This window comes from Vibrio sp. QJM3NY_26, from assembly GCF_057786005.1.
On the sequence record NZ_CM173516.1, the window covers coordinates 293,208 to 308,111 of the forward strand.

Annotated in this window: 10 protein-coding genes; 3 read left to right on the forward strand and 7 right to left on the reverse strand. The window is 45.7% G+C overall.

What is annotated here, in order from left to right; translation table 11 throughout:
- Positions 1-194: 194 nt before the first annotated feature.
- The 4 genes from AC3CH4_RS16775 to AC3CH4_RS16790 are packed head-to-tail and all read right to left on the reverse strand — an operon-like array spanning position 195 to position 5,668.
- The gene (locus tag AC3CH4_RS16775; protein WP_488544083.1) at positions 195-905 is read right to left on the reverse strand and encodes a response regulator; all 711 of its coding nucleotides are present in this window, start codon (positions 903-905) and stop codon (positions 195-197) included.
- Between the two features lie 23 nt (positions 906-928).
- On the reverse strand, positions 929-2,362 hold the full coding sequence (locus AC3CH4_RS16780) for an ATP-binding protein (protein ID WP_488544084.1): 1,434 nt from the start codon (positions 2,360-2,362) through the stop codon (positions 929-931).
- A 10-nt stretch (positions 2,363-2,372) separates the two neighbouring features.
- Positions 2,373-4,424, reverse strand: coding sequence for a MacB family efflux pump subunit (locus tag AC3CH4_RS16785; protein ID WP_488544085.1), 2,052 nt, complete (start codon positions 4,422-4,424; stop codon positions 2,373-2,375).
- A gap of 2 nt (positions 4,425-4,426) precedes the next feature.
- Positions 4,427-5,668 (reverse strand): efflux RND transporter periplasmic adaptor subunit, encoded by a 1,242-nt coding sequence (locus tag AC3CH4_RS16790; RefSeq protein ID WP_488544086.1) that lies wholly within the window; start codon positions 5,666-5,668, stop codon positions 4,427-4,429.
- Between the two features lie 723 nt (positions 5,669-6,391).
- Here AC3CH4_RS16790 and AC3CH4_RS16795 point away from each other — a divergent pair.
- The 3 genes from AC3CH4_RS16795 to AC3CH4_RS16805 are packed head-to-tail and all read left to right on the forward strand — an operon-like array spanning position 6,392 to position 10,771.
- Positions 6,392-7,099 (forward strand): ABC transporter ATP-binding protein, encoded by a 708-nt coding sequence (locus tag AC3CH4_RS16795; RefSeq protein ID WP_488544087.1) that lies wholly within the window; start codon positions 6,392-6,394, stop codon positions 7,097-7,099.
- A 4-nt stretch (positions 7,100-7,103) separates the two neighbouring features.
- Positions 7,104-9,638 (forward strand): ABC transporter permease, encoded by a 2,535-nt coding sequence (locus tag AC3CH4_RS16800; protein WP_488544353.1) that lies wholly within the window; start codon positions 7,104-7,106, stop codon positions 9,636-9,638.
- Positions 9,638-10,771 carry a lipocalin-like domain-containing protein gene (locus tag AC3CH4_RS16805; protein ID WP_488544088.1) on the forward strand — a complete coding sequence of 378 codons (1,134 nt, stop codon included), beginning with the start codon at positions 9,638-9,640 and terminating at the stop codon, positions 10,769-10,771. The genes AC3CH4_RS16800 and AC3CH4_RS16805 overlap by 1 nt, the downstream gene beginning before the upstream one ends.
- A gap of 76 nt (positions 10,772-10,847) precedes the next feature.
- On the opposite strand, the gene AC3CH4_RS16810 is transcribed toward AC3CH4_RS16805, so the two are convergent.
- From AC3CH4_RS16810 to AC3CH4_RS16820, 3 genes are all read right to left on the reverse strand, one after another.
- Complete coding sequence (locus tag AC3CH4_RS16810; RefSeq protein ID WP_237298378.1) at positions 10,848-11,879, reverse strand: HlyD family secretion protein; 1,032 nt, start codon at positions 11,877-11,879, stop codon at positions 10,848-10,850.
- A complete protein-coding gene (locus tag AC3CH4_RS16815; protein ID WP_010432893.1) occupies positions 11,876-12,187 on the reverse strand; it encodes a hypothetical protein in 312 nt (103 codons plus the stop codon). Before AC3CH4_RS16815 ends, AC3CH4_RS16810 begins: the two co-directional genes overlap by 4 nt.
- Positions 12,188-12,358: 171 nt before the next feature.
- Positions 12,359-14,713 carry an arylsulfatase gene (locus AC3CH4_RS16820; RefSeq protein WP_016766992.1) on the reverse strand — a complete coding sequence of 785 codons (2,355 nt, stop codon included), beginning with the start codon at positions 14,711-14,713 and terminating at the stop codon, positions 12,359-12,361.
- Positions 14,714-14,904 lie beyond the last annotated feature (191 nt).

Below are 14,904 nucleotides of genomic sequence, written 5' to 3' on the forward strand. Positions count from 1 at the left end.
CCTTTACTAAGTACACGGTTGATACTGGATAAATGATCCGCAAAGACTAACTCATAGTTGGGCATTTTTGTGTCAGTAAATTTGCTAATTTAGCTTCTGACGAATTATCAGGGGTATGGCAAAACTTCTGATCGAGTGGCCAGTTTTTATCATCCACTACACACCCCATAGTCATCTCGCTCGCTATACACAGATTATTTAAGTGTTTCATCTAGTAATTTGTAGCCCACCCCATAAACCGAACGGATAGGGTTTGCTGTTGGTGCCACCGCATGGATTTTTTTTCGGATGTTCTTTATGTGGGTATCAATATTTCTGTCTGATACATCGGCAAGGTCGCTGTAAAGCGCATTGAGAATATCATCACGACTATACACTCGGCCCGGATGCTCCACTAACAGGCGAAGTAACATAAACTCTTTGGGCGTTAAGTCGAGAAAGCAGCCACTAAATCGAGCCTCATATTCGTCAGGCTTTAATACAAATTGCCCCAAAACTAACTCAGCGCTTGGTTGATAAGAGCGGTTAGACGCTGGGTTTGGTTGAATGCGGCGCAGTACCGTTTTGATCCTCGCAATCACTTCTCTAGGGCTAAACGGCTTGCAGATATAATCATCAGCTCCAAACTCTAAACCAATTAATCGGTCAATCTCTTCACTTTTTGCGGTCACCATGATGATAGGTAATTGAGAAAACTGACGTACTTGTTTGCATATCTCTACACCGTCTACATCTGGCAGCATTAAATCAAGCAACATTAAGTCAAAAGTCTGCGATTTCACTGTCTCAACAACATTCGCACCCGACGCGAGGTGGGTCGCTTCAAAGCCACTATTTTGGCAATACGCGATCAAGACTTCGGCAATGTACTCCTCGTCTTCCACAATCAAAATATGCGTCTTCATTCTCTCTTTCCTCTATCGAAATCTTATTGTGAGCCAGTATGGTGATGGATCGGTAGGGTTATCATCATTTTAACACCGCCCAGATCTGATTTTTTAGCACAAATAGTGCCTTGATGTGCCTCGATAATTTGGTGACACAATGCTAAACCAATACCAGAGCCACCATGCTCTCGACTTCGAGATTGTTCTACTCGATAAAAACGTTCAAATACCCGCGTGAAATCTTGCTCAGGTATGGATGGAGACGTGTCTTCAATTACCACCTCAACGGTATTTTTGTCTTTGTGAAGTGATAAAGCGATGCTTCCCGGTGCGTCGGTATAACGACAGCTATTTTCCAATATGTTGGTAAACAACTGCGTCAAACGTTCTCGATCAGCCACTACAAAACACGCTGTCTGCTCTTTCGTATACAGCGATTCACACTCTAAACCTAGCCCCAATTCATCGGTCTTAACCTTAAAGCCAAGTAAGATACCTTTGAGAAGTTCAACAAGATCGAATGAGGATTTTTGGTATGACAAACCGCCAATATCGGTAATAGACAGCTGATAGATATCACCGACCAAATGGCTCATGCTATCAATTTGATCAATCATCACCTGTAAGCGCTTTTCATCCGCTTTAAAAATCCCATCTTGGATCGCGTTAAGTTGCCCTCGAACCACAGTGAGCGGTGTTTTCAGTTCATGAGCAACGTCTGACATCCACTTTGAACGTTCCGTTTTATTCTTCTCCAATGTCTGAGCCAGAACGTTAATATTGTCTGTGAGTACGCCAAGTTCATCGTTACTAACGCTCTCCACCCTTGTTGAAAAGTTACCTTGAATCAACTGAGTCGTACCTTCATTCACTTTAAAAATGGGCGCAACCAAGTGACGAGAGAAAAGCCAAGCTGTTATAAACGCAAGCACGATAACGGCCAACGTAATCGCAACATAACTTTGGTATTGCTCAGCCAGAAATGCGTTGGCAGGGCTGTGTTCAGCCAGCCGCGAAGGGACATAACTTAACCAGCCGATCACGACACCGTCTAACACGATGGCCTGAGTAAAGGCGCTTTCATCAATTCGAGAGCGGCCTACCACCACCGTTTTATCGACATCATATAAACTGAGTCTTCTCTGCGTTTGCAGTAACTGGCTCATTCCCGTCGTATCCGTCGGTAAAGCGAGTGATCCTCGCTCCTCTGGCCCTTTTCGAGTGCCTACCAAACGTCGCCAATGCTTCTCGTCTTCTTTTAGCGATTGCCACGACCCATTGGTTTGATAGTATTCTCCCAACTTTTGGCTGACTTGTTTGATATAGCTCGATTCGGCCTCTTTGATAAAGTCATGAAAACCCGACGACAGGTTCTGCATGATCAAAGCGAGCATAATGCACACCGCCACAAAGCTTGTGATACAAAAAGCAAAGAAGAACTTATGAATAAGCTTCAATTTATAATCTATCTTCAACGTTCTTTCCTTATCCTCGAGATAACGCATCCACCGGGTTTAATCTTGCTGCATTTCTAGCGGGTAAGAAACCGAAGAGAACCCCGATCAGTGTTGAGCAAATAAAGGCCGCAATAATTGAGTTGGTCGAATAAATCATACTCAAACCACTGCTCGTCGACGAGACAATCAAGCCCACAGCGTAAGCTAACCCTATCCCCAAAGCGCCACCACACAAACACACTAAAACGGCTTCTATTAAAAATTGTCTTAGAATATCCGCTTGTCTTGCTCCAACTGCCATACGAATGCCGATTTCTCGCGTTCGTTCGGTTACCGACACCAGCATGATATTCATAACACCGATGCCACCCACCACCAATGAAATAAAGGCAATAGCCGAGATAAGTAAGGTCATCGTTGATGAAGTTTGTTCGATATTTTCTCTGACCGTATCCGTATTCACGGTAAAGAAATCTTCCACACCATGGCGCATTTTAATTAAATTAATGATCGCTTGCTCTGCAGCGGTACTGGATACTTCGTCGCTCACCCTAACCGTAATATCATTAACGTAATTTTGGCTATAAATACGAGAGTTTACCGTACTATAAGGTAGCCAAACATTCAGAGCATCACTATTACCAAACGCCATTTCTCTTGCTTCGGTAACCGCGATAATACGCACAGGTAAGCGACCTAAAAAGATGACTTTGCCAAGTGCTTCGCCGTCAGGGAAAAGGTCATTTAAGGTATTGTTATCAATAACCGCCACTTGCTCTAGTGCATCGATACTTCCCTCATCAAATAACTGCCCTTGTGCGACTTCAAAACCTCGAACGCGAAAGTAGTCAGGACCAACACCTTGCACTTCTGCTGTCACCGCCTCATTACCATAGCGCACCGCCACATTCACACGCACAGTCGGTGTCACACTATCAACAAAGGAGAGATTCGTTAAAGCGTTTGCATCACTTGCTGTCAAGGTTCTCACTCGACCTGCACGCCGGTCGCCCAGCCCAGAGCCAGGTTTGATTTCAATAGTATTAGTGCCCATTGAAGCCATTCGTGACAACACCTGAGCTTGAGAACCATTACCAATCGCGACCACGGACACCACAGACGCAATACCGATGATGATCCCCAGCATCGTCAGAAACGTTCTTAGTCGATGGCTTCCCATTGCGGATAGCGACATTTTGAACGCTTCAACAACGCTGAACCACTGCGCAGAAAATGGCTTTGATACAGGTTTATTGGTACTTTGTTTCTCTTCGATTCTTGTCGACGAATCATCCGTTACCGAGCTAGCTACCGTCGAACTAACCACTGCCGAACTAGCTACTGCTGAATGAACCGTCGCTGAATATTCAGTTGAGGCGCTATCGTTACTGACATCGCTCGTGATATCACTCACGATTTCTCCATCAGAGATCTCGATTACGCGTTCCGCAGAGGCGGCGATCTTAGGGTCATGAGTAACCAGAACAATAGTATGCCCTTGTTGATGCAACTCGCGAAGCAAGTCCATCATCTCTTTACCGCTATGGCTATCCAGAGCCCCGGTTGGTTCATCGGCAAGGATCACCGTACCGCCATTGATCAAAGCGCGGGCGACACTGACTCGCTGTTGTTGCCCACCACTAAGTTGACTTGGCTTATGATCCATTCGCTCCGCTAGCCCCAACCTTTTTAACAGTTGCTCAGCTCGTGCTTGGCGGGACGCTTTATTTTCGGCTGAGTAAAGCGCAGGGATCTCGACATTACCGATAGCAGTGAGATCATCTAACAAATGATAACGTTGAAATATAAAACCAAAATAGTCACGGCGTAATTCCGCTAATTGGTCAGGGTTCATTACCGATGTATCTCGACCATTAACAAGGTAAGTTCCTTCGCTAGGAGTATCTAAGCAACCTAAAATATTCATTAAAGTCGATTTACCCGAACCAGATGCACCCATTATCGCGATCATTTCACCGCGACGTATGGTTAGGTTAACGTTGTTCAATACCGTTAACTGATCATCACCTGCAGGAAAACGACGACTGAGTCCTGAGATTTCTAATAGAACGTCACTCATAACTAAGGTCTCCCGCCGTTACCTTGACCGCGCCCCCCAGGACCTCCATTACCACGACCACCTTTCTCAGGCCCTAATGTCGATGACATATCAAAACCTGATGACGATTTGGCGTTCGCTTGACCAATAACAACTCGATCTCCTAGCTCTAGCCCATCCAGAACTTGTGCATACACTTTATTATTGATGCCAATCTCAACATTTCGCACCTCTAATGCGCCGTCAACTAAAACAGGGACACGATAACGATTCTTGCCGGGAAGCTTTTTAGTAAGGACTTGGGACGGAACTAACAGCGCCTCTTGAGCTGCATCTAACACGATTGACACTTGCGCTGTCATGCCAAAGCGAAGCAACCCTTCCGTATTGTCGACATCAAATACCGCGTTGTAGTAAATGGCATCGTTGTCGCCAATGTTTAGCTCACTATCGTCGCCAGTCAAAAGGGTTGGGCCAGGCTCAATTGATTTCAGTTCACCATGAAAATTGTGTTGTGGCGCGCCTAAAATCGAAAAGTACACTTTTTGCCCCGTCGCAATGTGAATGATATCGGCTTCAGACACTTGTGCCTTGACCGTCATAACATCAAGTTGAGCGACTTCAACAATGGAAGGTGTCGATTGATTTGTGTTAACGGTTTGCCCCTCTTCAACAGAGACATAAACAACCGTGCCATCAATCGGTGATTCGATCTTTGTATAGCTTAAATCCAGTTGAGCGTCATCGACACTGATCAGCGCTTTCTCTTTTTCTGCAACCAGTTGGTCGAGTTCGGCTTCATAAACAAGAAGTTCGGCCTCTGCTGCGTCATACATGGATTGCGAGCTGGCATTTTTTATCAACATCGCTTTTTGTCGTTCAAAGGCAAGCTGTGACTGATAAATCTGCGCTTCTTTCGCTCGGTATTGCGCATTAATGTTAGTGAGTGAAGCGTGGGATTCTTTCAATGCATTTTCTTGTGAAAGGTTATCTATCTGAGCAATAACATCGCCGGCTTTAAGTGTGTCACCGACCGTCACGGCTATCGACTCTAACTTGCCTGAGACTTGAGCGCCCACATTCACCATTTTGTAGGGATATAGCACACCGTTAGTGAGCACCACATCTTCAATGTTACCGGCGCGAACAGGCTCCGTAGAATAAGTGACGGTTGAAGCATCATTCTTCATATAAAAATAAGTGGCGACAGCACCGATAGCGGTAACAAGCAAAGTGATCGTCACTAACTGTTTGAGGTTTTTCATGCGCAGGTTTTCCCAATTTTTTAACTGTGATTAGGATAACGAAAAAATGTGAGGGAATTTTGTGATAAGATATCACTATAAGTTATTGATAATAAATGACTTCGGTTGGATTGGGTTGAATTGTGTAGTGAGTGTGTGGCGATAAGAGAAGTACCTAGCCACAACCCAGGAAATTCTGCACCATTTCTTTTTTCAAACTTGTTGTCATGAGTCTATATCAACATAACCATGCGCTAAGGCTTCGTTGGAGAGTCTGTATATGGTGAACATGGCTAAATATTCTATCGCCAATAGGGTTAGTTCTTTCTTTTTGCCATTCATTAGGTTTTGTATATCAAAATTACTTGAACATATTTATTCGAACTTCAAGGCGTAACCCACAATGGGGCAAAAACAAGCTAGCAAAACAACACCAACCCACACCGCTTTCATAAATAAAACGTTTAATAATTTGAGCCATGATTTATTGCACTTAAACGAGATCACGAACCGTCTGACGAAAAATTCAAAGCCTCCGAGGTGACTCTAAGCTCCCACCACCAACTGTATTCTCCCCCACACTGATCTATTTCCCTCTTTTTGAAGTACAAGTTATTAATAATTCGATATAAATCGCTCTATTGTTTGAAATTGTTGTCTACAGTTTTATAGAGCTTGTCGCTTCAGTAATTGCCACAAGTAACGACACCTTTTGATGGTAAGTTTTGGTTATAAGGAAAGGAAATGGAAAGCCCAATTGTCACACTCACACATGCCAGCAAAAGCTTTGTTGATGGCAAAGATACCCATCACGTATTGGAAGGTGTCGACTTCGCTTTGGCGACAGGGGCAAGCGTGGCTTTGACAGGGGCGAGTGGCAGTGGAAAGAGTACTCTGCTGAACATCATTGCGGGGTTTGAACCTCTATCTGGTGGCGAGTTGTGGCTCGATGGCGAGAACACATCAAATTGGAAAGACCCACAGTGGAGCCGATTCCGCCATCAAAAATTGGGTGTTATCTTTCAACAGTTCAACTTGCTAACGCCACTCAACGTAAAACAAAACATCGCCTTCCCTCTTCATTTAAATCAACAGAAATGGAGCGACTGGTGCGACTATTTAGTTGATGCATTGGGTATCAGCGATCTACTCGAAAGACACGTATCTGCACTCTCTGGCGGTCAGCAACAACGGGTGGCAATAGCGCGTGCACTTGCCCATAAACCCAAGCTACTGCTTGCCGACGAACCCACAGGCAACCTCGACCACAAAGCAGGTTTAGAAGTAATGAGGCTGCTGAACGAAATCACCACACAAGGCAACACTGCTGTGCTTTTGGTCACGCACAGCTCGGAATGTGCCAGCTTTATGCAGACAAAATTGATGTTAGATGATGGTTGTTTAAAGAACGTAGATCGAACCCAAGCCAAAGAGCAGCAACGTTGTGAGTAATCCAATGAAGCAAACTGGCTTCGCACAGAGCCAGATCACCCATACTAAACTGACATTGAGTCTATTCGCGGCACACTATCGCCAATCGCCACTGCAAGCTACGGCAATCCTGATTGGTATTGTGCTAGCGGTCACCTTGTTTGTTGCCGTGCAGGCCATCAACCTCAATGCCAAGCGCAGCTACGCTGAGTCGACCGAGCAACTTAGCGCCCAGGCGCAGAACCTTATCATTCCACCAGCGGGGCAAAACTATTTGCCGGAATCGCTCTACTTTAACTTAAGACAAAGTGGATTAAGCGCTGCGCTGCCTGTGATTGAAGGGCGAGTAAGAGACGAACAAGGTCGACGTTGGTCAGTTCAAGGCAGTGAGTTGATCGCCGCCCTCACTTCAAGAACTCGTCACTCTCGCGTCGACGATAAAAGCAATATTCAAACCAAAGAGCCAAACATTTCCCTGTTCGACAATGTCTTACCTTTGCCGCAACTCTTAGCGGGTGAACCCATTGTGATGATGAGTCAATCTCAGCACCAGAGTTTGGACGAAGTGGACACGCTCACTTTAGATGAAGTACTCACCAAGGTTGTGGTACTGCCAGATGAATGGCAACTGGGTAGCCGAATGTTGATGGACATTGGATTCGCTCAGCAATTGCTTAACAAGCAAGGGCAACTGAGCTACATCGCTGTTTTTGACACTAAGAGCGACACTAAGAGTAATACTCAGGATAAATGGCAAAGCCTTATTGGCAGACAGGGGCAATGGATTACCAACAACCAAAGTACGGATCTCGGTTCAATTACCGATAGCTTTCACCTCAATCTCACCGCCATGAGTTTGTTGGCGTTTTTGGTTGGCCTATTCATTGCTTACAACGGTGTGAAGTACAGTTTGCTGAAACGTAATCGGTTATTGGTGCAAATTCAACAAGCTGGAATTTCGCCAAGCATCGTGTTTTCAGCTCTGTTAGTCGAGCTGACTGTTTTAGTCACACTGGGCGCGTCGCTTGGTTTCATTCTCGGCATTCAACTCAGCCATTGGCTACATCCCACCGTCGCGATAACGCTTGAGCAACTTTATGGTGCAACATTGCTTCCCGGCACATGGCAGTGGCAATGGCTAGTGCAGGCTTTATTACTCACGCTAGCGGCTACGTTAGTCGCATGTTGGCAACACTTTAAGCAGCGTATTCGACAACCCCTCTCTTCTCATGGTGGTTTTTACCAAGCGCCAGAGGCTTCAAACGAAAACCAGTTGTTTACTATCGGGTTGGTTCTGACGGTTATCGCGTTAGCAGGGTTATGGCTCAGCGAACATCATCGCTTCACTATGGCTTGGCTTGGAGTGTTAGTGGTGTCGATTCCTTTATATCTACCCAAAACGCTCAGCGTGTTAGCAAATTGGAGCGAACAGCGCACCAAGTCAGGGTTAATACAATATCTTTTTGCTGAACTGAGAGAGCTAATATCTCCCCTATCCCTTGCCATGATGGCGCTGCTTCTAGCGGTTACCGCTAACATGGGAATGAATACCTTAGTCGGCAGCTTTGAATCCACCTTGAAACAATGGCTTGAACAACGCTTACATGCCGATATTTACGTTAGCCCTGCCCAAGGTGAAATCGCCAATGTAGAGCGCGCGTTAGAACAGTTTGATAATGTTGAAACCGTCTATAAGCAATACTACGTCGATGATAACTTGCAGGGTTTACCGACTTTGCTCGGCACCAAAGACAAAGACACACTTGAACAAACCATGGTGTTCCAATCTCACGTTGATGACTTCTGGTCACGCTTTTACCAAGGTGAATTGGTGGCGATCAGCGAACCCACTGCGGTGAAGCTCGGCTTGTCTCTTGGAAGCCAACTCAAGCTCGACGCGATCCAAGACAAAACACTCATCGTCGGGGCTATTTTCCACGATTACGGCTCACCGAATGGTGAAGTGTTACTTGCGCCTAATTTATGGCTCGAAAGCGGATTTACTGACTTGCCCACCAGCTTGGGAGTCAAAGTATCTGGCGACCCACAAGTGGTGTACGAACAACTGCGCCAGAAACTGAACCTGCACCCAAGTCAGCTTTACGATCAAGCGCAGATCAAATCGATCGCGTTAGATATCTTCTCACAAACTTTTGCCATCACTCGAGCGCTTAATGGCGTTACTTTAATGGTCGCGGTAATAGGGTTGTTCTGCGCCTGTTTCATGTTGCTCGATGCACGTAAAGCCGCTATTGCAAGGTTGTATGCGCTCGGTGTTAGTCAGCGAAAATTGATGGCGATGGTGGTCGGGCAAATCGTTGTGTTGGTTACTTTTACTCTGGTTATCGCCTTACCACTCGGCGCTATGGTCGGTTATGTGTTGACGGACATCGTTACCCTGCGCGCCTTTGGTTGGAGCTTAAATTACGTGTGGAATTGGAGTGATGCACTCAGCATCGCAGCCATCACCATTTTAGTCGCTGTGATAGCGACCTTGATTCCGCTGTGGCGTTTGGTCAGTAAACCCGTGGTATCCAGTTTACAGAGTGAGGTGTTGTGATGACTCGACCAATGAGAGCTTTCGTTCTAACACTTGGCATCTTGCTCCTTTTAGGGTGCGATGAATCCACACAACAAACCGCTCAGAATATGGGTTCGATACTCGGTACTGGAACACAAGCCGAGAATGAAACGGCAATCGATCAAGCGCAATTTTCTCCGGTAGTAAAAGGTATCAACATCACCTTCCCTGCCGACCACCAAGCACACCCAAGTTTTCGTCATGAATGGTGGTATTTAACCGCTAACCTTATCGATGAGAATGGCAATGCTCTCGGCGTACAATGGACACAATTCCGCTTCGCGGCTGCCCCAAAGGATAGCTCGAATAGCACTAAGGAAACTACGTGGCAAAGTCAGCAAATCTACATGGCACACAGCGCAGTCACCACCAAAGACAGACACTACGCCGATGAGAAGTGGTCACGCGACCAAGCTGAACTCGCAGGTGTAAGCGCTTCACCATTTCGGGTCTATCTCGATGACTGGCAATGGACATCGTCAAGTGATGATCTGTTCCCCGCAACCTTGAACGCTAATTCCGGTCAGTTTGGCTACTCGCTTAAGTTAACCAACAACGCGCCTTATCAAAAGCAAGGCGAACAAGGCTACAGCACCAAAAGTAGCGATGGCAAAGTAGCTTCCTATTACTACAGCCAACCATTCATCGATGTATCAGGCGAAGTAACCATTGATGGCACAACACATCAAGTGTCTGGCAAAGGTTGGATAGACAGAGAGTGGAGCTCTCAGTTCTTACTCGACTCACAACAAGGCTGGGATTGGTTTGCGCTAAGGCTGAGTGATGCAACCAGCTTAGTCGTGTTCCAACTGCGAAACTCAGCAACAGGTGAAGCCAGTTATTCCCATGCAAGGTTAATGCAGCAAGATGGCTCTGGCATCGCGATTAAGCAACAAGACATCAACTTAACCGCCATCAAGCAAACGGAAATCGATGGAAGTGACTACCCAACAAAATGGCAAGTTTCAATTCCAACTCAACAAATCGAACTGACCGTTTCAGCTCTCAATCCAAATGCCAAAATGCCGCTGTCGGTTCCCTATTGGGAAGGCCCGGTCTTAATTGAAGGAACTCACCCTGGTACAGGCTACATGGAGTTGACGGGGCATTAATCAAAAAAGCAGCGTAAAGAGCTATCCACCTTTATGCTGCTTCATCACTCTATTCAAAGTAAACAAATGAAAGAGATTAAATCGCCAATAGATACGACTTAACAGACGCAAGACGTAAAGTGGCCCCACCAATAATGTCTATAAAACCGAGTATAGGGTAAGGCTTAGACGCACTGATCCATGCTGAGCCTGTCGCGCCAATCGGTATTTTTTTCATCGTTTCTTCATCAATTTCTAAAATAACGGTTCGACCAATTGCTGGAGAGCCCCTTTGAATGTGTGCCGAAACTCGCTGCTCTTGTGGGAGTAAATTTCCTTGAGCCTCACCGGTTGCTTTTACTTTGCTGTGAACTCGAGAGCGGAAAATTTGCCCCGGAAATGTATCAATAAAGAACTCACTAAACTGACCTCTTTCGATATTGGCAAACGCTTGATCAGGGATACGCATTTCGACAAATTTCTTCGATGTATCCCACACATGCAGAGAACCAACTCGAGATCCATCAGCAATAAAAACATGGGTGATCATGCCATCAAACGGAGCTCGAACCGTAAGGCGGTCAAGGTCAAACATCAAGCTTTGTTTCTTAGCGAGCAAGCCATCTTTCTTTGCGTGCAACACGTTCAACTCAGCCATAAAAAACTCAACGTTGTCTTGAGTTTCTTCTAACTCTTTAAGGCTAACATGTTGCTCTAAGTTCTGGTTACGCGATAGGTTTCGCTTAGCTTGGGCCACTTTCACTTCTTGAGCTTCAATGGTTCTATCAATTTCAATCAGACCAGAATCAACCTCAGAAATCGACGCAGAGATCAGATCATCTTTGAGAGTGTAAAGCACTTCTCCTTTTTTCACATCGCGATTATGGTCAACGTATATTTTGTCGATGTGTTGGCCAAGCGCTGGAGAGAGTACTGCATGAGGTGCTTTGACAGTGGTTGAATTGGTCAAATCAATCGGAGAATAGAAACGATGGCCGACAAACAAACTCACCAGTAACAGCAAGCCAATCACAACAGACACAAAGTAATTCTTAGGGGTTCGTTTGAGTACATTAAATTTGAATAACAACCAAACCACTAATATGTAGGGGAGCATGATCTCTTTCATTGCGAAGCGCCTCTAATCCACTGTTGTAATTTATCCCAGTCCGTCACAATCGCGAGCACCGCAATAATCCAGAGCGGTTTGTAAAACATGCCCAATATGCACAGCCAAAAAATCAACTTGGCCTGAGCCAAACCACGCTCTTTAGCAAGGTGTTTGGGAATAGAATGGACATACCATAGCTTGCTCAATGTCCATACAAGGATGCCTAATGTGACTGCCACAATGAACCACATGAACAACGTCGATTCTAGAATGTTGTAGACCGAAGGATACGCATCGTAAACCAAGGTAGTTGGATGAATCTTCATACGATTTCCTAAATTATCATCCCGTCTCTAAGGCAAAGCCATTGGACTATTCCAATCACTTAAGCACTTATGTACTTATATACTTACGCACTTAAGCACTGAGCCCGGAATGAACGAAAAAAGCCGCCTATCAATACCCATTGTCATCGGTATCAATAGACGGCATACACTTTATTGTTCTAGGTACTTAACACGAACTTCTTTGATTTTGCCGTCAAATTTGAACGGCATCTCATCATAATAAGCTTGTGACACTGGCGAGCCTAAATCAGAGCCAATATCAAACCCATCATTGAATGAGAAGAACGAAGGCGCTGTTTTTGGAACCACACCAGAGGCGAACGTTTCACCATTCACCTTGATGGTGATATCGAAAGGCGTAAACGGCCCCGGCTTAGTCGCTTTAGATTCAACTTCTATCGTCACTTCACCTTCTGGTAACACTTTCTCAGATTGGATATGTGTGTGTTCCATCAAAAACAGGTTGTACTCATAATTAAGTTTTCCGTCTTTCACGTACACCGTCATACCACCTGAGAATGCACCGACCGCGTAGAGCACACCATTCGTATCAGGAGTAACCACCGCATCAAACTCGACGAGCGTAGAACGGTTGCCGACTTTTGGTGCTGCAATTTCAGGGATTCTGGTGATTTCATCAGGATACGTCCATTGCGTATATTTACTCTCTGGCGCATCTTGCGGGCTGTGTGCTGCAGTAGACCATAATGATCCACCAATCGGGAATGCTTTGTTATCCTGCGCTTCTTGCTTGAAAATCGCCTTCATTTCTTCCAGTTTTTCAGGGTACTTATCAGCCAGATCAACCGCTTGAGACCAGTCCTCATCAATGTGGTATAGCTCCCATTTATCCGTCTCAGGACTCCACTCTCTAAAACCTTCAGGCATACCTTGAACCCAAGGAGCTCTTGGCCCAAACGCACTCGCAAACCAACCATCATGATAGATACCGCGACTGCCTAAGATCTCAAAGTATTGGGTTTTCTTCTGCCCTTTCACATCCGCATCGTCAAACGAATAAGTCATGCTTTTACCATCGATTTCATCTTGAACATGACCGTTGACCACTTTAGGTGGTGTAATGTCTAAAATGTCGTAGATAGTAGGCGCGATGTCGTTAACGTGATGGAATTGCGAGCGTGGCGTCGCATCGGGTTCAATTTTCGCTGGCCAACGCACCGCAAGAGGTTGACGTGTTCCACCAAAATGAGCCGCAACTAACTTGGTTGATTTATAAGGGGAGCTGCCTGCCCAAGCCCATGCCGCATGCGCCATATTCTCGAATTTAGGACCGCCTAGCTCATCAATTGAACCGACCTTGTTCATCGCTTCAATTTGTTGCTTTGTCGTGGTTGGAATGGCGTTTTGAGCGAGCAATTCAGCAAGCGTGCCGTTTTGCCCTTCCGATGACGCGCCATTGTCACCCCACAAGTAGAAGAAGACAGTGTTGTCTTTGTAGCCAAGCTCATCGATTTCATCGACCAAACGACCAACCTGAGCGTCGGTATGCTCAATGAAGCCGGCGTAAACTTCCATTAAACGTGCTTGGAATGCTTTTTCATCTTCAGGTACATCGTCCCACGCAGGCATACTTTCTGGCCTTGGTGTTAGCTGCGCGTTTTCAGGAATCCAGCCCATTTTCTTGGCTTTTTCGTATACGTCTTTTCTGTATTCATCCCAACCAGCGTCGAATTTGCCCTTGTACTTATCAGCCCATTCTTTGGTTACATGGTGAGGGCCGTGTGCCGCACCACTAGACCAATACATCATGAAAGGTTTGTCAGGCTGCAGAGACTTGTGCTGACGCATCCACTTGATCGCTTGATCCGCAAGATCTTCACTCATGTGATAGCCTTCGCGGTGGATTTTTTCTGGATCAACAAACGTGGTGTTTTCCACCATAGTCGGTTCATATTGAGATGCACCAGCACCAACAAACCCATAGAAATATTCAAAACCATAACCCGTAGGCCAATTATCAAAAGGCCCCGCAGCTGTGGAATCTAACGGGTGAGTGTTGTGCCATTTACCAAAAGCAGAGGTTGAATAACCGTAGTTTTTAAGTACTTCAGGAAAGGTCGCACTGGTTTTCGGGATCACCCCTGCATAACCATCCCAATCGTTAGCGTATTCCGCAATAACACCTGCGCCAACACGGTGATGGTTTCGACCAGTAAGCAATGAAGCTCGTGTAGGCGAACACATCGCTGTCGAGTGGAAACGGTTGTAGGAAATACCTTCACCAGAGATTTCATCTAATGTAGGCGTATCGATTGGACCGCCGTAAGTCGACGTTTGGCCAGGACCTACATCATCAATCATCACGATGACGATATTAGGAGCATCTTCAGGTAGATGGTTGGAAATAGGACGCTTGTTATGAGTAGATTCAGCAAGAGTATGTTTGGCCACCGAGGTCGATGGCTGACTAGGAAACGGTAAGACCTCTTGTGCGACAGAACCCGCAGCAAAACAAGACATCATGATGGCACTAAGCTTTTTCATTCGGACACCTTTGAGAACAGGAATTAACTCCGGTCTACCTGTTGTGCTAAAGACATCCGTATACCGTCATTTAGCGAAGCAAAATAGATCAGAGATGTAAAACTCAATGGCGAGGGGTCAAAGAAAATAGCCTCAGCACCAATGTAGTTTTTCAGTGCTAAGGTTATTCAAAAGGGGGATATGCAGGTAGA